We start from the raw sequence: 18,821 nt of genomic DNA on the forward strand, positions 1-18,821 counted from the left end.
CCATGATTGTCACCGAAACCACCTTATCCCTCGACCCTGAATCCCTGCTGGAGAGCCTCTCAGGCACCGATAACCTGCTGATCATCCAGGATCTGGATGGTGTCTGCATGAGCCTGGTGCGCGATCCGCTTACCCGTACCCTGGAGCATCGCTACATCCTCGCGGCCCGCGATCTGGATGGTCATTTCCAGGTGCTCACCAATGGTGAACATATCGGCAATCGTGGTGTGAACAGCCTGATCGAACTCGCCGTCGACACGCCCGGGCAATGCCGGGAACAGGGTCTTTACCTGCCAGGGCTGGCTGCTGGCGGGGTACAACTACAGGATCGCCACGGTCAGGTCTCTCACCCAGGCGTCAGCGCCGCAGAGCTGGCCTTTCTGGCTGCGGCGCCTCAACGCCTGAGCGAATCGCTGCAGCGGCTGCTGAGCCAGCCACCCTACAGCCTGGCCAAGCCGCTTATTGATCAACTGCTGGCAAGCAGCGTGCTCGACAACCCGGTATCGCCCACTCTCAACCTGAACGCCTTCCATCACCACTGGCACGAAAGCCCAGCGCTCTACGCCCGCTTGCAGGTGGATAGCGCAGACCTCGTACAGGCGTTGCTCGAAGATGCCGCCAGGCAAGGACTGCAGCAATCGTTTTTCATCCATTACGCACCCAACCTGGGGCGGGATGCCGAAGGCCGCGAACGCATGCGGCCGGCGAGCGCCAGCAATGCCGGCACCACGGATCTGCAGTTCATGCTACGCGGCGCCGTCAAGGAAGCTGGCGTGCTGGTGATCCTCAACCGCTTTTACCAACAGCGCACCGGCAACTATCCACTGGGCGAGGACTTCAACGTACGCCAGGCACCCACCAATATCGACGCGCTATTGCAACTGGCCCGCGAGCGCTTCGACCCGCTGCATATGCCGCGCCTCGTCGGAGTCGGCGACACCCTGACCAGCTCTCCGCTCGAGGCCAATAGTGGCGCAACAGCCTGGCTGCGCGGCGGCAGCGACCGTGGCTTTCTCACCCTGGTGCAGGACTTGGGCACCGCGTTCGGGCAGGACAATCGCGTGCTGTATATCGACAGCAGCCGTGGCGAAGTGCAGCGCCCAGGCGTGGATGCAAACTACCTGCGTGAACACCCGGCGGGGCCCTGGCCGGCACTGCTGGGCATCACCGATCCCCAAGACCCGCTGCGCCTGAACAGCATTTTCAGCGGTGGGCCCGAGCAGTACATTGATTTTTTCTGCGCGCTGGCGAAGGCACGTCGCAACCGCTGACTCCTGAATTTCAGAACCTTTGTCACCGCTTCACGTTCGAAGCTCTGCACTTTCGCTTTCATCCCTGCAGAGAATCCCACGTGATGCACTCGATCACCCGCGGTTATCGCTACCTTTTCAAGACCTTTGGTTATGTTGGCTGGTCGCTGTTCTGGCTGCTGATCTGGGACATCATCGTCACCGTGGACTACATGCTGTTTCTGGATCGCAAGATCAATCTGCCCTCCATGCCGCTGACCCTGCTCGGTTCAGCCCTGGTGGTATTGACCAGCTTCCGCAACAGCAGTGCCTACAACCGCTGGTGGGAGGCGCGCACCATCTGGGGCGCACTGATCAACAGCTCGCGCAGTTTCGCCCGTCAGGTGCTGACCCTGATAGACGACGATGATGGCGGCAACTCGGTGAAAGTGGTGCTGCTGCGCCGCCATGTGGCCTATATCAGAAGCTTGTCGGCGAGCCTGCGTAACGAGCCCTGCGCCGACGAAGTACGCTCCTTCGTGGCGGCTGACGAGTTCGAGCGTCGGCATACCACCAATAATTTCCCCAACGACATTCTCAACGGCTCAGCCGCCATGCTGGCCAGTGAATACAAGGCTGGACGCCTGGACAGCATCCGCCTGACCCGACTGGAGTCGACGTTGGTCGACATCTCCAATTGCCAGGGCGGTCTCGAGCGTATCGCCAACACACCGTTGCCCTATCCCTACGTGTATTTCCCGCGTCTGTTCATCACCCTGTTCTGCATGATCGTGCCCATCGGCCTGGTGGAAAGCCTGGAATGGTTCACCCCGCTGGCATCGACCGTGGTCGGCTTCATGCTGCTGGCGATCGAGCGGGTAGGCAGCGACCTGCAGAGCCCGTTCAAGGCCAGCGAACACCAGATCCAGATGGATGCACTCTGCGAGACCATCGAGAAGAACCTCGAATCGATGCAGCGCGATGCTCAGCGCGAACGTGATGGGCGCCTCTTCGCCAGCTGACCCGATGGTCATTTTTTAGGCGCAGTAGACACCTTGAACGAGATCCACAAGGAGCCTGTAGTGACTCTAAAAAAACACTACAAAACCTATTGACGACCCCTTCGCGCTTTTGCATGATGAGCCTGCCTCCCCTGACGGGAGCCCTGACAAGGGCACTTGGGCAAACTCGGTAACACCAGCCGAGCGTTCCACGATATGTACTGCCCACAAGGCAGATTGATGAAGTCGAGCGTCCTGCGAGGACGAGAGCGTTAGCGAGACATTGTCATGATGCCTGTGGCTGATCCTGCGGATCACCTGCATCCGGCCCCGTCTCAGCTGATTTCCTCTTCCCGCATCGTCCCGACCTCCGTTAGCCGCCGCTGCGTAGCGATACCTACACATCGCTACACGGTCTTCGGCAGCACTCAAACGCCACGGGCAATGACGGCACCGCACCGCAAGCGGACGCCTTAGACAGATCAGCGAATGAAGGGGTACACGCCATGAACCTGAACAAGAAACCGACCATCGAAGACCTCGCTCAACTGTTCGCCACACGCAAGGACAGCCTGGACAACCACATCCTCTGGGTATGCGAGTCGGGCGAAGTTCGCATCGACTGCCTGCCAGCGGATCAGGAAGAACACGAGTTCGTCAGTCAGCGGCCCAGCATGCGCACTCGCCTGCGCACCTACCGCCGCGGCCAAGGGTACGTAGGCCGCCGCGCCGCCGCTGACCGTGATTTCCTGGGCAACGTACTGCGTACGCTAGAGCATGAGTGGACAGGCCAACAGGCCAAGCACGATCAATTGCTCGATCGCTACTGCTGAAAACCTGATGCGGTGGGCCGCCTTGGCCCACCGCTTTCAAGATCCCCGCCCTGCTGCGCCCAGCCATTGCGCTGTAAACTGCCATGCACTCCAGAAGGAGTCGTTCGTCACCGCGCAATACGTGATGAACGCTAAACCATCACGCTGCCTGACAGGGCAGTGTCTGCGAGAGCAAGGTCAATGGATAACCTGTATCAAACGCCCAGCGCCCCACTACTGGTCGACGAACGCCCCCGCGACAGCTTCTTCGTCACCTCCACCAGCAAACTCTACGTGCTGTTCTTCATGACGCTCGGGTTCTACGCGGTCTATTGGGCCTACAAACAATGGGATAGCCAACGGGCAACCATGCGCCCTAAGAAGATCAGCCCGGCAGCGCGCTCGATCTTTCATATCTTCTTCATCCATTCACTGTGCCGGCTGATCCTCACGCAACTGCAGGCCAAGGGTCTGGGCGACTGGAAATATGCGAGCGCGGCGTGGATGTACATTGTCCTGGTCTTCGCCAGCAATGGCCTTTCGCGCCTGGACGGCCATATCGGTGTGACCCTGGAAATCTTGCTGCTGCTCGCTGGCACCATGCTGCCGGCGTGGCCGCTGTCGATCATCCAGGAGAAAGCCAACCTGGCCAGCGACGATCCAACCGGCCAGAGCAACAGCCGCTTCAGCACAGCGAATTATCTGTGCATGCTACCGGGCGGCCTGCTGTGGCTGCTGATCATCATTGGCTCTTACATCTGATTTCCCGGATCGCCGCTACGGAGGCCAGGGACGAAGCGCTTTTCCATCGACCAATAAAAAGCCCCGGCACTGGCCGGGGCTTTTTCGTCAGCGCAGTGCTGCTGTCAGCGCTTGTCATCCTCGCGCGGACTGTTCAGATCCATCACGCTGGAAACACGCTCCGGCGCTACCGGTGGGGCGACCTCGGCTTTGGCCTCAGGCTGTACCTGCGGCTCAGGCGCTGCAGGCTGAGGCTGCTCCTTCTTCTTTCCGGTCATGCGACGCCATACCCAGCCAATCAGCAGTACGGGCAGGAACCACGCCTTCTTGAGCAATATCAGTGCGGCAGCGAACAGGCCGACCTTGGCAGCGGCCTTGCCGGCGATCAGCGCGCCGAGGCCATAGGCCGCGACTTCGTCGAGATCGGGGTTGAAGTCGGCATAGCGGTTGCCGTCGTTGAAGTCGGTCATGGCCAGCACTGCCGGCAGGTTCTCTTCTATCTGCGCCAACTGATGCATGCCGGCGATGAAGTTCAGTACCAGTACGCCTTTGCGGCCCAACACGCGGATGTTGTAGTTGAGGATGTGCTCTTCGCTATCGCCGAATTTCACTTCCTTGGCCCAGTGCAGCTTCTTGCCGGCGGCATCGTAGTGCGGTGCGGAGGCCCAGCCGACGATAGCGATGGGCTCGTAACCGTTTTCGGTGCGCCACTCGTTCTCGGCCTTGGCGCCGTCCTGCAGATCCTTGAGCATGTCGGCGTAGTCGATGTCCGCGGCGTCCTCGTCGGACACATAGCCGTTTTCTTCGTACTCCACGGTAACGGCCCAGGATTCGTCCGCCATCGGCGATACACCTTTGGGCAGAATCATGCCCAGCGGCAGCTTGTCGTCTGGCGGGTTGCCCCAGGCTTCGACCAGCACGCGCTCGGCGTCGGCACCGTCGAGAAACACCAGATTTTCCGGGAGATCGAGGGTTGCCAGGTTGCTGCCGACCACCACTTTGCCGGAACGGAAATCGAGGCTGTCGAGAAACTGTTCCTCGCTGATGTAATCGCTGTCAGCGGCTTCGGCAGCGGGGGCTTCCTGTTCGGTGGGTGCCTGGTTGGCCCAGGTCAGGGGAACTACCGTGGCCAACAGGCTGGCCAGCATCAACTCCTTGAACAACATGTAACGCTCCATGAGATCGGCTTGAATTTCGGGCGCTAGCCTACCATCGACAGAGGAATCATTTAGTAACTTCCTGTCATTTTTGGATACATCTCACAAAGTGGCGCCCAAATCTCCTGCTTTATGAAGCCCGCACGGTCAGCCGAACAAGGCGCAGCACCACAGGCCGAACGCCCATCACGCAAACGAACGCCACTGGCATAGCCAGTTGGTAAGCCTCCAGCACCGCTCCCAGATAGCCATCGCTGAAACCGCGGTTGGTGGCGGTGATCACCAGGCACATGAGAAACGCCATGATGCCGGACATGAAAAAGGCGAAGGCCACCGGCGACAGCTTGGCCGGCAACTTCCAGTTTCGGCGAGTACGGCTGCGGGTTGCTTCAGGCATGGGCTAAATCCTTCGAATAGTGAGATGCCGCCAAGGTGCGGCAGAGGCGGCTATTATCGCGGCGGCCCGTTGCAGCGAGTAGCGGGCCGCAGGTAAGGTCAGTACCAAGCTAACCTTATCAATTCGACCATCAGTAGAAAGCTTTACCATGGATACCCTGCGCGGCATCGAGAGTTTCGTGAAGGCGGTGGAAACCGGCAGCATCGCTGCGGGCGCTCGCCTGCTGGGTATCAGCGCCGCTGCAGCCAGCCAGAACATCGCCCGACTGGAGTCTTCCCTCGGCGTGAGGTTGCTGACGCGCACAACCCGCAGCCTGGCACTTACCGAAAGCGGTACGCTGTATTTCGAGCAGGTGCGCGATGTGCTGCGCGACCTGGAGCTGGCACGCAGCACGGCCACGCAAGCACACGACACGCCTCAAGGTCGGTTGCGGATCGCGTCCAGCGCCGCATTCGGTCGCCATGTCCTCGCGCCGTTGCTGCCCGCCTTCACCGCCCGACACCCGCGTATCGCCTGCGAGCTGATCACCACTGACCGCAGCGTCAATCATATTCAGGAGTCGGTGGATATCAGCATCCGTATCCCACAGCAGCTCGAAGATGGCCTGGTGGCACGGCATATTGCCAGCGTGCCATCGATCTACTGCGCGTCGCCGGCCTATCTGCACAAAGCCGGAACGCCAGTCACCCCAGAAGACTTGCGCGAGCACGATTGCCTGGCTTTCAAGGTTGCCGTGGACGGACGCCTGATGCCTTGGCGGTTCGTACGCGATGGGATTCGCTTCGATGCACAGATTCGCGTGGCGCTGGTCAGCGACGATATCGACGTGCTCGCCAGGGTTGCCGCCCACGGTGGCGGTATCACGCGCCTGGCGGCCTTTGTCGCCGAGCCCTATCTGGCCAGTGGTCACCTGCAGCAGTTGTTCGCCAACCCGCAGCAGTCGAGTAGCCAGGCGCTTAGCGAACCCCTGGACTACTACCTGTGCGTGCGTGATCGCTACGAACTGACGCCCAAGGTGCGCGCCTTCGTGGAGCATCTGCAAGACAGCCTGCGCGACGACTGGCGCCCCTAACGAATTTGACTCGCCAGACGAATCCGGTACGCTCGGCAGCTCATTTGAATGGAGTGTTTCCCCCATGGCCAAAGCCACTGCCCGTCACATCCTGGTTGCTACCGAAGACAAGTGCAACGAACTGAAAGCTGCCATCGAAGGCGGTGCCGACTTCGCCCAGGTCGCCAAAGACAACTCCAGCTGCCCGTCCAGCCGTGACGGCGGCAACCTCGGCTCGTTCGGCCCGGGCCAGATGGTCAAGGAATTCGACACCGTCGTGTTCAGCGCGCCGGTCAACGTGGTTCAGGGCCCGGTGAAAACCCAATTCGGTTATCACCTGCTCGAAGTGACCAGCCGCCAGGACTGATCATCCCGCGCCTGGTGCCCCACGGCACCAGGCCGCTCGCCCGCTTTCCCCGGCACGCCGCCCTGGCCACAGAAAATGCCGGAACCGCCCCACCACCGCACCACTCTATCGCTCCGGTAGTTCCCACCTTCCGCGAGGCCATGATATGAACCGGTTCTTCCAAGCCCTCGGCCTGCGCATTGGCGATTCGGCAAAACAGGCTCGCACGCCCAGCCAGAAGGCATTGGGACAATGCACCTGCGGCCAGCCGATTTTCTTCCGCAACAGTCAGTGCCTGGCCTGCCAATCGCCGCTGGGCTACGAGCCAGAACGCGGCCAGGTGGTAACCCTGGTGGCCAGCGAGCAAACCGACGTATGGCGGGTGGACGGTGATCCGCAGGGCTGGCGCTACCGGCGCTGCGACAATCTGCATACCGCCGCGGGCTGTAACTGGCTGCTACCGGCCATGTACGGCGCCGGTCTGTGCACGGCCTGCCAGCTCAACCGCACCATTCCCGACCTGTCGGTGCCGGACAACGATAGGCGCTGGGCGCGCTTCGAAACCGCCAAGCGCCGCCTGGTGGCGCAGTTGCTGACCATGGGCCTGCCGCTGATCAGCAAGACTCAGGACGAGATCAACGGCCTGGCCTTCGACTTTCTCGGCCCGGATGCCGAAGGCAAGCAGCCCACCACTGGGCACGCCAATGGCTTGATCACCCTGAACATCGCCGAAGCCGACGACGACGTGCGCGAGCAGACCCGCATCCAGTTGCGCGAGCCCTACCGCACCCTGCTCGGCCACTTCCGTCATGAAGTCGGCCATTACTATTGGGATCGGCTGATCGCCAACAGCCAGTGGCTGAACGATTACCGGATGCTGTTCGGTGACGAACGTGCCGACTACGGCACCGCCCTGCAGCGTCATTATGAGCAGGGCGCGCCGGCCGACTGGCAAACTTCCTTCGTCAGCGCCTACGCCACCATGCACCCCTGGGAAGATTGGGCGGAAACCTGGGCCCACTACCTGCACATGATGGATACCCTGGACACCGCCCTGAGCTTCGGCATGCGTGCCGGTGACGTGGAGCTGGAATTCCGGCCCTTCACCCGAGCGGCGTTGTATGACCCGAACGATCCACTGGCAGAAGAGTTCCTGCAGTTCGTCAACGCCTGGATCGAACTGGCTGCCATGCTCAACGAACTGGCGCGCAGCATGGGCCAGAAGGATCTCTACCCCTTCGTGTTGCCCGCCGCGGTGATCGGCAAGCTACAGTTCATTCATCGTGTGGTTCAGGGTGCGTCTCCCATCCAGTAGGCGCGCAGCGGCTGCACCGAACCACCGGCTGATTTTTTAGGAGCGCGCAGCATGGCTCATCTTGAGAAACACGGCAGTTGCCTGTGTGGGGCGGTCAGCCTTACGTTGCAGGTCAGCACTGCAAACGTGAGCGCCTGCCACTGCGCAACGTGCCGCAAATGGGGCGGTGGCCCGCTGCTGGTGGTCGAAGGGGAAACCGCGCAGTTCAGCGGGCAACAGCATATGCGCACCTACGCGTCTTCAGAGTGGGCCGAGCGTGCATTCTGCGCGGAATGTGGCACCCACTTGTTCTATCGTCTCACCAGTGGTGGGTTCTACGCAGTGCCGGTGGGCCTGCTCGACGGCGAGGAGAACTGGCAGTTCGAAAGCCAGGTATTCATTGATGCCAAACCCGCTTACTACTGCTTCGCCAATCAGACGCGGGAGCTGACCGGCGAACAACTGTTCGCGCAATACAGCTCCACATGACAATGCCTCAATCGGCGTCCAGCGACGGGCCGACCATAGCCGCCAGCTGTTCGTAGACACCCGGCGCGGCGACCAGATAGGGATTACCGCCGAGCAGCCCATCGCCACGCAGAAAATCGTTATGGCTACCACCGGCCTCGCGTACCAGCACCAGCCCGGCCAGGCAGTCCCAGCTTTTCAGGTGGGTTTCGTAATAGCCGATCAGGCGACCAGCCGCCACATAGGCAGTCATCAGGGCGCCGGAACCGTTGCGCAGGAACATGCCACCCTCATCCAGCAGCGCACCGACGAAGGGCAAGAAGTTCTCCTTGCCCGGCCGGTGAGTGGTGCCCACACCGACCAGTCCCTCACGCACATGGCGGGCGCCATGAGCCGCCAGCGGCGTGTCGTTGACGAACGCACCGTGGCCGATGAACCCATGGAACAGCTCATCGTGATTGGGATCGGCAATCGCCCCGAGCAGCGGCTGCCCATCCACCAGCAGACCTATGGACACGCACCAGTTGTGCAAGCCATTTAGAAAGCACGCGGTGCCGTCGATGGGATCGATCACCCAGATGCAGCGAGCCTCCAGGCCACCGCTACCGCCCTCCTCGCCAACGATGCCGTCCTCGGGAAAATGCGCGGCCAGCTCGGCGCGAATGAAGGCCTCCACGTCCTGATCGGCGATGCTCACCACATCCTGCAGGTCATCGCCCTTGTGCTGCACGGCCAGGCTGTGGCGCCGTTCGTAGTAGCTCATGCCGCGCTCGGCGGCTTCCACGGCTACGCGTTTGGCAAACGCGTAACGAGCGGTCAGATCCTGGTTGGTTACGTTGCTGGCGTTCGACATGCTCGGGGCACTCCTGAGTGACAGCGGGAATCAGCCGACTTGCGATGCAGCGGCAACAGCCTCTACCCTGCGCGCTTCCTGATCGGGCTGCAGTGCAATGACCCTCGTCGACCTCTTGTTGTTCGCCATTCCGGCAGTTTTTCTCACCGGCCTTTCCAAAGGCGGCTTCGGCGGTGCGCTGGGCGGTATCGCGGTGCCGTTGCTGGCCCTGGCCACCTCACCGATGCAGGCGGTGGCGGTGATGCTGCCGATACTCTGCCTGGCCGACGTGGTCGGGCTCAAGGCTTACTGGGGCAAGTGGGACGTGGCCAACCTCAAGGTCATGCTGCCCGGCGCGCTGATCGGTATCGCCATTGGCTCGCTGACCTTCGAGCTGCTCAACGAGAACCTGATCGGCCTGCTGATCGGCCTCATCGCCATTTCCTTCGTGTTGATGGGGTTGCTCAAGACCGACCCAGCACCTCGCCCACTGCAGCCCAAGCGCGGCTTGATCCTCTCGTCACTGGCCGGCTTTACCAGCTTCGTTGCCCATGCCGGCGGGCCACCGGTGATGATGCACCTGCTCCCGCAGCAGTTGGAAAAAGTGCGCTACGTGGCCACCATCAACATGTTCTTTCTGCTGACCAATGCCATGAAACTGATTCCCTACACCTGGCTCGGGCAGTTCAGCCGGGAGAATCTGCTGCTCAGTCTGATGCTCGCGCCCATCGTACCGCTCGGCGTATGGACGGGCCTGTGGCTGCAGTCGCGGATCAACCACACCTGGTTCTACCGCATCGCCCGCATAGGCATGCTGGTCGCAGGGCTGCAGCTGATCTGGAAGAACATCTGAACTACAAGGCCGACAACGTGCGGTATTCGTCCTGTGCATGCTGATCGGTCATGCCGCTGATGAAGTCCTGCAGTAAACGGCAGCGGTAGTAGAACTCCCAGGCGGCCTGGTCGCTCCCGACTGACTCGCGCACAGCCTGACAGTAGGCCTTGAGCAGTTGCCCCGGCAGGCGCCGCACAAGCATCTGCAGATAGGCCTCACGACGGCACTGACCCTCGGTCAATTCCAGAAAGGTCTGCGCATCGACGCGCAGCAGCGCGCCATAGCTGTCCAGCAAGCCCTGGATGATTCGGTAGCCCTGCAACTGCAGAGTTTCCACCTCGCGGTGGCAGAACACCCGCGCCATGGCGACATCCTTGAAAGTCTGCACGATGGCGTGAGGCAGGCTGTCGTCCTCGATCAGCGCACGGTCCAGAGTGCCAGCGTATACCGCCTCGATGTTATCGATGAACTGACGTGCAGCGTGCTGCACCAGCGGGTGGATCATGCTGACCCGTAGCTTGACGAAGAACTCGCCAGCCTTGTTGATTTCTTCTTGGTGATAGCTCTCCAGCGCCTGCTCCACCAGGCTGCGGAACGAGTGACGCGAGCCGGGAATCTGCACATCGGGCGACTGCATGTCTGCGAAGGTGTCGATCAGCAGCGGCGCCAGCTCGGCCACGCCAAGAATGCCCTTCTCCACCGAGTCCTCGATATCGGCGAGGCAATAGGAAATGTCGTCGGCCGCCTCCATGATGTAGGCCACCGGATGGCGCGTCCCCGGCTGCTGACCCAGCTTCTGCTGCAGGCCCGTGACGAAGTCTTCCTCGGAAAGATAGAAGCCCGGTTTCTTGTTCAGGTAGGCGTTGGCAGCCCCTTTGGCCGGCTTCGGCTGATAGGCGGGGCGCAGGTATTTGAGCAGACCCGCGGTCTGGGTGTAGGTCAGGCGCAGGCGCTGCAGGTTGACCACCAGCCTCACGGCCTGGGCATTACCTTCGAAATTGCGCAGGTCGGCACGCATTCGGGTGTGCAGTTCGTCGTTGTCCGGCGGTTGCGGTAAAGCTACGGCAAACAAGCCGTCCAGCCCACGATCGAACCACTCACCGATGGCGAACTCACCAAAGTGGCCAAACGGCGGATTGCCGATGTCATGCATCAGACAGGTCATTTCCACCAGGCTTTCCAGCGCGCCCTGCAAGCCATCCAGGCCGTAATCCACGGCGCGCTCACCTAGTTGCACATACAGCGTGCGGACGATGAAGCGCCCTGTCTGCTGCACTTCCATCGAATGGGTCAGGCGGCTGCGCACCGCGGCGTTTCGCTCCAGGGGAAATACCTGGGTGCGCTGTTGCAGACGGCGGATGGCCGCAGAATTAATGATGCGCCCACGGTCGCTTTCGAAGGCATAAAGCAGATCGACATCGGCTGCTACGCCAACCTGATCGCCAGGGCGCAGTGCAAGAATCCTGTCTTTGAAATTCACCACTGAAGGCATCGCTTGAGTCTCGACCAGGCGCAGAAACCGCGAGCCTAACGCGCAAGGAGCGGTTTACCAAGCACCTGCGCGTGGCGAGAATGGGCACCACGCCAATTGAACCGCAAGAGATCTCGCTATGAGCCGCGCCGACTTTCACCAGCAACAAGCCGAGCAGGCCAGCGCCGAAGCCATGCGCCTGCTGGAGCAGCAGGCGGCACTCGGGCCTCGCTGGCTGGGCTGGGTAGCCAGCGAGCTATACAGCCTGTCGCCTCCCGAGTACGCGGCCATGGTCAGGCGCGAGCTGCAGCGCCTGACGGAGGTTTAGCTAAACCGGCTTGCTCTCGTGTAGGCGCACGTTGAGCTCATCGACCACCGGCGCCCACTCGGCGTCTTCGAGCAGCTCTTCTTTCAGAAACGCCGCCTGGGATTCGTTCCAGAACGGCGCCTCGGACACCTTGACCTCATCGGGCAATGGATAGTGCTCGGCAATGAAGGCGTCGATGCTGGCCGGGTCGGAATCCAGCCCCAGCTGTGCGAACAGGGTGCCGAGGTCTTTATTGGGAAGTTCCATGTAGGTCTCCGTCAGGTAAGTCGGTTTTCATGCACGTACGCAATAGAGCGACGTCGACGAACGACAGTTCAACCTCTCCGGCCCACGGTTCAGCGGCTGCTCGCTGCCGTTATCGGCTATGGTTGAAGCCAACAGCCATGATCGGGAAAGCACCATGAGCACCAGAGCCGCATGCCGCAACGCCCTCGTTCTACCCGCAATCGCCCTGCTGCTCGGTGCCTGCGCCAGTTCGCAGACACCTCCGGCCGAAAAACCCGAGCGGATCGGCCGTGCCCAGGATCTTTACGAGCTGCGTCCGGCCTACCAACCTGGCACCTACCGGCACATGGACGAGCTGTTCTTCACCCGTACCGTGCCCCGCGGCCCCAAGGTCTATCCACTGCCAGCCCGTGCCGAAGTACCGGTGCAGTACAGCGTCGACGGCCAGTCACTGGGTGTCGACGAGTTCATGCGCCGCAATCAGGTCGGCGGCGTGCTGATCATCAAGGACGGCAAGGTCGCGCTGGAAAAATACGCCATGGGTAACGACGCCAGTACCCGCTGGACGTCGTTCAGCGTGGTCAAGTCGATCTCCTCGACGCTGATAGGTGCCGCCGTGCAACAGGGCAGTATCGCCAGCGTGAAAGACCCGCTGACCCGCTACCTGCCACAACTCAAGGGCGGCGCCTATGACGGTGTGAGCGTCGAACAGATTCTGCAGATGAGCTCCGGCGCGGCCTGGGACGAAACCTACCGCGACCCGAAATCCGACCGGCGTCGCATGTTCGAGCTGCAACTGGCCAACAACCCTGGCGCCCTGCTCAAGCAGATGTCCGGGCTCAAGAAAGCCCACGCCCCAGGCACGACATTCGCCTACAGCACGGGTGAGTCCCACCTGCAGAGCGAACTGGTTCGCGCAGCAACCGGCATGAGCACCAGCGATTACCTCTCCGAGCGCATCTGGTCGCGCCTGGGTATGGAGCGCGATGCCTTCTGGCAACTGGACAGCCGTGCTGGCCAGGAAATCGGCAGCAGCGGCCTGTCCGCAACCCTGCGCGATTACGGACGCTTCGGCCAATTCATCCTCAATGACGGGGTGATCGACGGCGAGCGCATCCTGCCTGCCGGTTGGCTGGTAAGTGCCACCCGCGCCACCCCAGGCTCGCACCTGGAACCCGGCAAGCTGTATGACGGCGAATACGCGCTCGGCTATGGCTACCAGTGGTGGCTGTTCCCCACCGGCGCCGCAGCGCTACCGGAGCACGACGGTGGCGCCTTCGAGGCCCAAGGCATCTTTGGCCAGTTCCTTTATATCAACCCCAAGGAAAAGGTCGTGGCGGTGATCTGGAGCACCTGGCCAAAGCCGGAAATGGATAAGCGGGAAATGGAAACCTATGCCTTCATCGGCGCTGCGGTGAAGGCATTGCGTTGATCGGGCCGGCTCGCGCGCACCACAAAGATCGTCGGTTGGTCGAACCCGGCGACGCCGTGCTGGTCGATACATCAGATTTGCCTGAGGGATACCTATGATTGATTGCCGACACGGCGTTGGCTGCCTGCTGCTGAGCCTGATGCTCGGTGGCTGCGCCTCCTCGACTTCCTGCGACGAGCCCCTGAGCGGCGACAGCTGCCGCGACCAACAACTGCTTTACCAGAACGATATGCTGCAAGCCAAGATGCTGGTGGCGTCCGGCGACATGGAAAGCCACGAGCTGGTCAACGCCCTGCTACGCCGCGCGGAAAGCCTGGATGAACGCGGAGAGGTCGAGTTCTATCAGGCGATTCTGATGATTCGCGAAGGCCCGCAGACCGAAGAAGTGCTCAAGAAGCTGGAAGATGCTGCCGCGCAGCAGCAACCCTATGCCGTGGCCCTGCTCTACAAGATCTGGTCGGAGCCCTACCTGGTCGACGAGGCCGACCTCATACGCGCGGAGGAATATCGCGCCGACTATTCCGAACTGGACGTCGCCAAAAGCGGTTACCCATCATTCGAAAAGGCGCTGGAACTGGTCAATCAACTGGTGCAGACGCCCTGACGCTGGCATTGCTGCACGCGTTATGAGGCTGTAAAGCAATTTGCAGGGTGCCAGCGCGGCGACGACGGATTAAAATCCGCCACCAGATTCGCCGCGCAGCCCTTACCCGCCAACGCAAGGCTGCGCCTATCCATCATCCGCATAGTCGAGAGAACAGACATGGGCGCCCAGTGGAAAGCCAAACCTAAAGAAGCCGCCGCCAACGCCAGAGGCAAGATTTTCGGTCGCCTGGTCAAGGAGATCATGGTCTGCGCGCGTAACGGCGCCGATCCGGACATGAACCCCAAGCTGCGTCTGGCCATCCATCAGGCCAAGAAAGCCTCGATGCCCAAGGACACTCTGGATCGGGCGATCAAGAAAGGCGCAGGTCTGAGCGGCGAGACGGTCAACTTCGAACGCACCACCTACGAAGGCTTCGCACCGCACCAGGTGCCGCTGATCGTCGAGTGCCTGACCGACAACGTGAACCGCACCGTAGCGGAGATTCGCGTGCTGTTCCGCAAGGGCCAGCTCGGCAGCAGCGGCTCGGTCGCCTGGGATTTCGACCATGTCGGGCTGATCGAGGCCTCCAGCGAGAGCGGCGCCGACCCGGAACTGGCGGCCATCGAAGCCGGCGCTCAGGATTTCGACGAAGCCGATGAAGGCAACACCCTGTTCATCACCGAGCCGACGGATCTCGATCTGGTCAGCCGTGCACTGCCGGAACAAGGCTTCACAGTGAACTCGGCTAACCTCGGTTACCGCCCGAAAAACCCGGTCGCGAACCTGACGCCCGAGCAGCGTGAAGAAGTCGAAGCCTTCCTCGAAGCCATCGACAACCATGACGATGTACAGAACGTCTATGTAGGTCTGGCAGGCTAACAGAGGCCAATTGCGGCAGTTCATCACGGTATTGCCGCAATAACCGGCTATACTGTGCGGCTTCCTTCTTTGCGGATAAATCGCAGAGCGGAACATTGCCGCACAGGAGCTGCATCTTGCACAAGTCACTCGTTCTCGCCGCCTGCTTAATGCTTGGAGCTTGCAGTAGCGCGCCTCAATCGTCGTCGCCCTCCACCACGGCCGACCACGACACTATCGTTCGTAGCAACCTGGAAGCGATCCACAACGCCCAGGTTGTTCCGCTGCCGCTTAATGCGCATTCCGCTCTGCCACCTGGCAAGGTCGGGAGCGCGAACATGCAGTTTGGCAGTTCGCTGTCCAACTACCGTTTGTATTCCCTCCAGTTGAAACAGGGCGAGCGCTATCGTCTAAACGTCAACTCGCTGTGCGATCACACCTGCATGGGCATCAACAAGTTCGCCCTTAAGCCGCACGCGGTTCTGATGGACGCCTACGGCACGGTGATTCCCAACAAGCCCGCCCGCTCGTCTAGCGTAATTGGCATGACCACTCTGGGTTGGGATGGCGAAGCACCGGAAGACGGTACCTACTACCTGCTCGTGGCTGCCGACAAGGAAGACATCGGCCGCACCATCGTCATCGACAATGTGTGGATCAACAACTCGCCACTGATGGCAGTGAAAGTCGGCCTGCTCGACGACCTGATGCAGCCAAAGAATCTGCACTGAGCCATGCCCCCACGTACTCTGCACATCGCAGCAGCCTGCCTGTTCGACGAAACGGGTCGCCTGCTTCTGGTGCGCAAGCGCGGCACGCACATGTTCATGCTGCCCGGCGGCAAACGTGATGAGGGCGAAACACCGCTGCAGACGCTCCTGCGTGAACTCCACGAAGAGCTGGATCTGCATCTGCCCGAGTCGGCGTTCGTGCAGTTGGGCCATTTCGGCGAAGTCGCCGCCAACGAAGCGGATACCCGGGTCGAGGCCGATATTTTCAGGGCCCTGCTCCCACACCCGGTACTGCCCGCAGCCGAGCTGGAAGAGCTGCGCTGGCTGAGCGCCCACGACCCGCGCACCGACGACCTGGCGCCGCTGCTGCGCCGTCACGTGCTGCCACGGATCTGGCCAAGCGCCTGAGCCTACGATTTCGCCATCCGCGCTGAAACAACGATAGCCACTATCGAAGCGAATGATTTCTGCCAGAAGCGAGCAGTGAATAGCCTATGACCTATCCAAACGGCCTCGCTCACAGGTGCTCTCATGCAACGCTCGCTGATCCTTCTGCTCACAGTCTTTACCTTGCTTCTCACTGGCTGTGCCGCCCCGCAGTCAGCCGCTGAACGACCTTACACAAACGCCGAGGTCAAGCAGTTCGCCCTGGAGATGATCAGCCGCAGCGGCCTTTCGTACGAGGATTACGAAAAAATCCGCAGCGCCCTGCAAGCGCCGAACTATCGGGCCTCCAACTCGATTCGCGATGCAGACCTACCGCGCGGCATCGATCCCGAAGGCTGAGTGCATCAGGCCTATCGACAGCCTCGATCATAGGGCCAGGGTTTCCACCGCAATCCGAGCTTCTGCGACAAGGCGTCCACTGAACCGCCTGCCATCCATTGATCTGCAGCAAGGTCTCTTTGTTTCCAGTGCGTAGCCTGTGGTGATCCGCTCCGTATCCTCGAGGGTTCACCATGGCTATCACTTCTGCCGACATCTGCGCAGCCGCCGACCAGTTGAAAGGGTTCGTCGGCTTCAACGTCAAGACTGGTCAGCACATCGTGCGTTTCAGTGAAGACTCCTTTGGCCTCAATATCGCCGAAGACAGCATCACGCCGACCAGCGAGTTCGTCTGGGCAGTTGGCGAGACGCCCGAACTGATGACCCTGAAACGCGAACGCCTGGGCCTGTTGTCCGATCTGCGCATCGACGAACGCCTGAACCTCGGCGAGCCGCTACGCATCTACCTGCGTCGCGAGGATCTGCCGGAAATCAGCGCGCAACGGCAACTGCAAGCGAACGGCTGATCAGGCGCGAACCACTGGTTTCACTCTCGCCCGCAACTTAGACTGGCCAGCCATTCAACGCTGCAGCCTGCCATGCCCGTGTTCTGCCTGTTGCCCGATCATCTGCGCCCATTGGCGGACAAGTTCTATCGCAGCCACCGCTCCGCCATGCGCACCCGCAGCGACCATCAGGTCTGGGTCGCCAGGGACGGCGAGATTGTTGCCGCACTTTGTCTGCAGGAGGCAGCTCACGGCCACTGGCTGACCAGTCTGCTGGTCGCGCCAGCGCGGCGCCAACAAGGCCTGGCCAGCACCTTGATCGCCGCGGCGCTAGAGGAGACAGATAAGCCTACCTGGCTGTTCTGCCACCCTGACCTGCAGCCGCTCTACGAGCGCCTGGGTTTTCAGCCCTGTGACGAGCTGCCCTCGCCGCTGGCCGAGCGCCTGGCCCGCTACCGGCGTACCAAAACACTGGTCGCCATGCTGCGCTGAAGTGCACCGTTCGTACTTCCTGGCGTATATGCTGGCACTTTGACCACTTCCCCCACTTGCCGCCCGCCAAAGCGCTCGCCAATGTGAACGGCTGACCGGGGTTGAACTCCTATGGGCAAGCGACCTGTCCGTAGTCATCGAGCATGCGCGTCCACAACAAGAATGAAAGCACCATGGCTATTCACGTGAAGCGTCTGCTTGCGCGGCTGCGCAAGGACTTCCAACTGTCGATCATCACCCTCATGGGTCTGTTCGGCGTGCTCGGCATTTCGCCCTATGCCGTCTATCGAGCCCTGCACGGCAACTACCTGGTCAGCATCGCCGATACGGTGATCGTGCTGTCGACCATCATGGCCGTCATCCATGCCTGGCGCACGGGCGACACGGTCAAGCCCGGTGTCTGGCTGGCCGGCATCTTCTCGCTATGCGCCACGCTGATCACCATCAATCTGGGGGTCAACGGGCTGTTCTGGATCTACCCGTTGATCCTCTTCAATTTCTTCATGGTGTCACCGCCAAGGGCGCTGCTCGCCACCGTACTGGTGGTCGCAGCGCTGGCGGTGTACGCCCTGCTGTTGCCGGGTACGGTATTCGAAAGCCGTTATCAGATGCTGTCGTTTCTGGTCACCGCGCTGATGGCCAGCGTGCTGACCTTCATCTTTGCCTACCGCACCCAACATCAGCGCGAACAGCTACACGCCTGGGCCACCCGCGACCCGCTGACCGGTGCCCGCAATCGCCGGGTGATGAACGACGAGTTGAAGATCGCCATGGCCAACCTTCGCCGGCATGACATCAGCGCCGCGGTACTCCTGATCGATCTCGACCATTTCAAGCAGATCAACGACCGCTTCGGCCATCAGGCCGGCGATCAGGTGCTGGTGGATTTCGTCGAACTGGCCCAGCGCAGCGTCCGCCAGGAAGATCGGCTGTTTCGCTTTGGTGGTGAAGAGTTTTTGCTGTTGCTGGGCAACACCGATCAACAAGGGCTGCTCTCGGCTGCAGAGCACTTGCAGGCGCAGATTGCCGAGCACCTGAGCAGCCCTGGCGGCGCGGTGACGGTTTCCATGGGTGGATCGGTGCTACGAGCGGGCGAACGATGGGAAAGCTGGCTGGAGCGTGCGGATCAGCAGCTCTACCAGGCCAAGGGCGCAGGCCGTAACCGTATCCATATTGATCGCGACACAACGCTCGAGCCAAGCTAGGAACAACCTCAAGCGCAGGTGCCACCTATACAAGAGCTAGCCTTAGCAGGCCGTTGAAA

Annotated in this window: 24 protein-coding genes; 19 read left to right on the forward strand and 5 right to left on the reverse strand. The window is 61.2% G+C overall.

What is annotated here, in order from left to right:
- Positions 1-2 precede the first annotated feature (2 nt).
- The 4 genes from stpA (at position 3) to ACZ3GY_RS13070 (ending at position 3,804) form a co-directional block, all read left to right on the forward strand.
- Positions 3-1,271 carry a glucosylglycerol 3-phosphatase gene (gene stpA, locus ACZ3GY_RS13055; protein ID WP_465910382.1) on the forward strand — a complete coding sequence of 423 codons (1,269 nt, stop codon included), beginning with the start codon at positions 3-5 and terminating at the stop codon, positions 1,269-1,271.
- Positions 1,272-1,354: 83 nt separating this feature from the next.
- Complete coding sequence (locus tag ACZ3GY_RS13060) at positions 1,355-2,251, forward strand: bestrophin family protein (protein WP_463566087.1); 897 nt, start codon at positions 1,355-1,357, stop codon at positions 2,249-2,251.
- A gap of 485 nt (positions 2,252-2,736) precedes the next feature.
- Positions 2,737-3,063, forward strand: a complete 327-nt coding sequence (locus ACZ3GY_RS13065) for a hypothetical protein (protein WP_225833772.1) — start codon at positions 2,737-2,739, stop codon at positions 3,061-3,063.
- Positions 3,064-3,243: 180 nt separating this feature from the next.
- Positions 3,244-3,804 carry an MFS transporter permease gene (locus ACZ3GY_RS13070; protein WP_465910383.1) on the forward strand — a complete coding sequence of 187 codons (561 nt, stop codon included), beginning with the start codon at positions 3,244-3,246 and terminating at the stop codon, positions 3,802-3,804.
- A gap of 104 nt (positions 3,805-3,908) precedes the next feature.
- Here ACZ3GY_RS13070 and ACZ3GY_RS13075 read toward each other — a convergent pair whose 3' ends face one another.
- A complete protein-coding gene (locus tag ACZ3GY_RS13075; protein WP_465910384.1) occupies positions 3,909-4,949 on the reverse strand; it encodes a DUF2167 domain-containing protein in 1,041 nt (346 codons plus the stop codon).
- Positions 4,950-5,070: 121 nt separating this feature from the next.
- Positions 5,071-5,337: a DUF2798 domain-containing protein gene (locus tag ACZ3GY_RS13080; protein ID WP_465910385.1), complete on the reverse strand. Its 267-nt coding sequence runs from the start codon at positions 5,335-5,337 to the stop codon at positions 5,071-5,073.
- Between the two features lie 148 nt (positions 5,338-5,485).
- Between ACZ3GY_RS13080 and ACZ3GY_RS13085 the strand changes: the two genes are divergently transcribed.
- From ACZ3GY_RS13085 to ACZ3GY_RS13100, 4 genes are all read left to right on the forward strand, one after another.
- Positions 5,486-6,409 carry a LysR family transcriptional regulator gene (locus tag ACZ3GY_RS13085; RefSeq protein WP_465910386.1) on the forward strand — a complete coding sequence of 308 codons (924 nt, stop codon included), beginning with the start codon at positions 5,486-5,488 and terminating at the stop codon, positions 6,407-6,409.
- Positions 6,410-6,473: 64 nt separating this feature from the next.
- Positions 6,474-6,755 (forward strand): peptidylprolyl isomerase, encoded by a 282-nt coding sequence (locus ACZ3GY_RS13090; protein WP_042554371.1) that lies wholly within the window; start codon positions 6,474-6,476, stop codon positions 6,753-6,755.
- Between the two features lie 145 nt (positions 6,756-6,900).
- Complete coding sequence (locus ACZ3GY_RS13095) at positions 6,901-8,049, forward strand: zinc-binding metallopeptidase family protein (protein ID WP_463565554.1); 1,149 nt, start codon at positions 6,901-6,903, stop codon at positions 8,047-8,049.
- 51 nt (positions 8,050-8,100) lie between these two features.
- Complete coding sequence (locus ACZ3GY_RS13100) at positions 8,101-8,517, forward strand: GFA family protein (RefSeq protein ID WP_465910387.1); 417 nt, start codon at positions 8,101-8,103, stop codon at positions 8,515-8,517.
- 7 nt (positions 8,518-8,524) lie between these two features.
- Here ACZ3GY_RS13100 and ACZ3GY_RS13105 read toward each other — a convergent pair whose 3' ends face one another.
- Positions 8,525-9,349: an inositol monophosphatase family protein gene (locus tag ACZ3GY_RS13105; protein ID WP_465910388.1), complete on the reverse strand. Its 825-nt coding sequence runs from the start codon at positions 9,347-9,349 to the stop codon at positions 8,525-8,527.
- 97 nt (positions 9,350-9,446) lie between these two features.
- Between ACZ3GY_RS13105 and ACZ3GY_RS13110 the strand changes: the two genes are divergently transcribed.
- Positions 9,447-10,181 carry a sulfite exporter TauE/SafE family protein gene (locus tag ACZ3GY_RS13110; RefSeq protein WP_463565557.1) on the forward strand — a complete coding sequence of 245 codons (735 nt, stop codon included), beginning with the start codon at positions 9,447-9,449 and terminating at the stop codon, positions 10,179-10,181.
- A gap of 1 nt (position 10,182) precedes the next feature.
- On the opposite strand, the gene dgt is transcribed toward ACZ3GY_RS13110, so the two are convergent.
- Positions 10,183-11,655 (reverse strand): dGTPase, encoded by a 1,473-nt coding sequence (gene dgt, locus ACZ3GY_RS13115; RefSeq protein ID WP_465910389.1) that lies wholly within the window; start codon positions 11,653-11,655, stop codon positions 10,183-10,185.
- A gap of 118 nt (positions 11,656-11,773) precedes the next feature.
- Here dgt and ACZ3GY_RS13120 point away from each other — a divergent pair, with 118 nt between their 5' ends.
- On the forward strand, positions 11,774-11,962 hold the full coding sequence (locus tag ACZ3GY_RS13120) for a hypothetical protein (RefSeq protein ID WP_225833794.1): 189 nt from the start codon (positions 11,774-11,776) through the stop codon (positions 11,960-11,962).
- On the opposite strand, the gene ACZ3GY_RS13125 is transcribed toward ACZ3GY_RS13120, so the two are convergent.
- Entirely contained in the window at positions 11,963-12,208 is a 246-nt protein-coding gene (locus ACZ3GY_RS13125) for a DUF2789 domain-containing protein (RefSeq protein ID WP_463565560.1), read from the reverse strand.
- A 154-nt stretch (positions 12,209-12,362) separates the two neighbouring features.
- Here ACZ3GY_RS13125 and ACZ3GY_RS13130 point away from each other — a divergent pair, with 154 nt between their 5' ends.
- From ACZ3GY_RS13130 to ACZ3GY_RS13170, 9 genes are all read left to right on the forward strand, one after another.
- Entirely contained in the window at positions 12,363-13,619 is a 1,257-nt protein-coding gene (locus ACZ3GY_RS13130) for a serine hydrolase domain-containing protein (protein WP_465910392.1), read from the forward strand.
- A gap of 94 nt (positions 13,620-13,713) precedes the next feature.
- Positions 13,714-14,223 (forward strand): hypothetical protein, encoded by a 510-nt coding sequence (locus ACZ3GY_RS13135; protein ID WP_463565562.1) that lies wholly within the window; start codon positions 13,714-13,716, stop codon positions 14,221-14,223.
- A gap of 159 nt (positions 14,224-14,382) precedes the next feature.
- A complete protein-coding gene (locus tag ACZ3GY_RS13140; RefSeq protein WP_042554383.1) occupies positions 14,383-15,084 on the forward strand; it encodes a YebC/PmpR family DNA-binding transcriptional regulator in 702 nt (233 codons plus the stop codon).
- A gap of 317 nt (positions 15,085-15,401) precedes the next feature.
- Positions 15,402-15,794, forward strand: a complete 393-nt coding sequence (locus tag ACZ3GY_RS13145) for a hypothetical protein (RefSeq protein WP_463565563.1) — start codon at positions 15,402-15,404, stop codon at positions 15,792-15,794.
- Between the two features lie 3 nt (positions 15,795-15,797).
- Positions 15,798-16,202: an NUDIX hydrolase gene (locus tag ACZ3GY_RS13150; RefSeq protein ID WP_465910396.1), complete on the forward strand. Its 405-nt coding sequence runs from the start codon at positions 15,798-15,800 to the stop codon at positions 16,200-16,202.
- A 123-nt stretch (positions 16,203-16,325) separates the two neighbouring features.
- A complete protein-coding gene (locus ACZ3GY_RS13155) occupies positions 16,326-16,580 on the forward strand; it encodes a hypothetical protein (RefSeq protein ID WP_465910398.1) in 255 nt (84 codons plus the stop codon).
- A gap of 173 nt (positions 16,581-16,753) precedes the next feature.
- Positions 16,754-17,086: a DUF2025 family protein gene (locus ACZ3GY_RS13160; protein WP_463565566.1), complete on the forward strand. Its 333-nt coding sequence runs from the start codon at positions 16,754-16,756 to the stop codon at positions 17,084-17,086.
- A gap of 72 nt (positions 17,087-17,158) precedes the next feature.
- Positions 17,159-17,557 (forward strand): GNAT family N-acetyltransferase, encoded by a 399-nt coding sequence (locus ACZ3GY_RS13165; RefSeq protein ID WP_465910400.1) that lies wholly within the window; start codon positions 17,159-17,161, stop codon positions 17,555-17,557.
- 173 nt (positions 17,558-17,730) lie between these two features.
- On the forward strand, positions 17,731-18,762 hold the full coding sequence (locus ACZ3GY_RS13170) for a GGDEF domain-containing protein (RefSeq protein WP_463565568.1): 1,032 nt from the start codon (positions 17,731-17,733) through the stop codon (positions 18,760-18,762).
- The last annotated feature ends 59 nt before the right edge of the window (positions 18,763-18,821 follow it).

It is taken from the genome of Pseudomonas sp. PME37.24/006 (genome assembly GCF_055556635.1).

What these genes read in the sequence shown, in the direction of transcription:
- stpA (WP_465910382.1), top strand. Translation starts at nt 3, where the DNA reads ATGATTGTCACCGAAACCACCTTATCCCTCGACCCTGAATCCCTGCTG.
- ACZ3GY_RS13060 (WP_463566087.1), top strand. Translation starts at nt 1,355, where the DNA reads ATGCACTCGATCACCCGCGGTTATCGCTACCTTTTCAAGACCTTTGGT.
- ACZ3GY_RS13065 (WP_225833772.1), top strand. Translation starts at nt 2,737, where the DNA reads ATGAACCTGAACAAGAAACCGACCATCGAAGACCTCGCTCAACTGTTC.
- ACZ3GY_RS13070 (WP_465910383.1), top strand. Translation starts at nt 3,244, where the DNA reads ATGGATAACCTGTATCAAACGCCCAGCGCCCCACTACTGGTCGACGAA.
- ACZ3GY_RS13075 (WP_465910384.1), bottom strand. Translation starts at nt 4,949, where the DNA reads ATGTTGTTCAAGGAGTTGATGCTGGCCAGCCTGTTGGCCACGGTAGTT.
- ACZ3GY_RS13080 (WP_465910385.1), bottom strand. Translation starts at nt 5,337, where the DNA reads ATGCCTGAAGCAACCCGCAGCCGTACTCGCCGAAACTGGAAGTTGCCG.
- ACZ3GY_RS13085 (WP_465910386.1), top strand. Translation starts at nt 5,486, where the DNA reads ATGGATACCCTGCGCGGCATCGAGAGTTTCGTGAAGGCGGTGGAAACC.
- ACZ3GY_RS13090 (WP_042554371.1), top strand. Translation starts at nt 6,474, where the DNA reads ATGGCCAAAGCCACTGCCCGTCACATCCTGGTTGCTACCGAAGACAAG.
- ACZ3GY_RS13095 (WP_463565554.1), top strand. Translation starts at nt 6,901, where the DNA reads ATGAACCGGTTCTTCCAAGCCCTCGGCCTGCGCATTGGCGATTCGGCA.
- ACZ3GY_RS13100 (WP_465910387.1), top strand. Translation starts at nt 8,101, where the DNA reads ATGGCTCATCTTGAGAAACACGGCAGTTGCCTGTGTGGGGCGGTCAGC.
- ACZ3GY_RS13105 (WP_465910388.1), bottom strand. Translation starts at nt 9,349, where the DNA reads ATGTCGAACGCCAGCAACGTAACCAACCAGGATCTGACCGCTCGTTAC.
- ACZ3GY_RS13110 (WP_463565557.1), top strand. Translation starts at nt 9,447, where the DNA reads ATGACCCTCGTCGACCTCTTGTTGTTCGCCATTCCGGCAGTTTTTCTC.
- dgt (WP_465910389.1), bottom strand. Translation starts at nt 11,655, where the DNA reads ATGCCTTCAGTGGTGAATTTCAAAGACAGGATTCTTGCACTGCGCCCT.
- ACZ3GY_RS13120 (WP_225833794.1), top strand. Translation starts at nt 11,774, where the DNA reads ATGAGCCGCGCCGACTTTCACCAGCAACAAGCCGAGCAGGCCAGCGCC.
- ACZ3GY_RS13125 (WP_463565560.1), bottom strand. Translation starts at nt 12,208, where the DNA reads ATGGAACTTCCCAATAAAGACCTCGGCACCCTGTTCGCACAGCTGGGG.
- ACZ3GY_RS13130 (WP_465910392.1), top strand. Translation starts at nt 12,363, where the DNA reads ATGAGCACCAGAGCCGCATGCCGCAACGCCCTCGTTCTACCCGCAATC.
- ACZ3GY_RS13135 (WP_463565562.1), top strand. Translation starts at nt 13,714, where the DNA reads ATGATTGATTGCCGACACGGCGTTGGCTGCCTGCTGCTGAGCCTGATG.
- ACZ3GY_RS13140 (WP_042554383.1), top strand. Translation starts at nt 14,383, where the DNA reads ATGGGCGCCCAGTGGAAAGCCAAACCTAAAGAAGCCGCCGCCAACGCC.
- ACZ3GY_RS13145 (WP_463565563.1), top strand. Translation starts at nt 15,402, where the DNA reads ATGCAGTTTGGCAGTTCGCTGTCCAACTACCGTTTGTATTCCCTCCAG.
- ACZ3GY_RS13150 (WP_465910396.1), top strand. Translation starts at nt 15,798, where the DNA reads ATGCCCCCACGTACTCTGCACATCGCAGCAGCCTGCCTGTTCGACGAA.
- ACZ3GY_RS13155 (WP_465910398.1), top strand. Translation starts at nt 16,326, where the DNA reads ATGCAACGCTCGCTGATCCTTCTGCTCACAGTCTTTACCTTGCTTCTC.
- ACZ3GY_RS13160 (WP_463565566.1), top strand. Translation starts at nt 16,754, where the DNA reads ATGGCTATCACTTCTGCCGACATCTGCGCAGCCGCCGACCAGTTGAAA.
- ACZ3GY_RS13165 (WP_465910400.1), top strand. Translation starts at nt 17,159, where the DNA reads ATGCCCGTGTTCTGCCTGTTGCCCGATCATCTGCGCCCATTGGCGGAC.
- ACZ3GY_RS13170 (WP_463565568.1), top strand. Translation starts at nt 17,731, where the DNA reads ATGGCTATTCACGTGAAGCGTCTGCTTGCGCGGCTGCGCAAGGACTTC.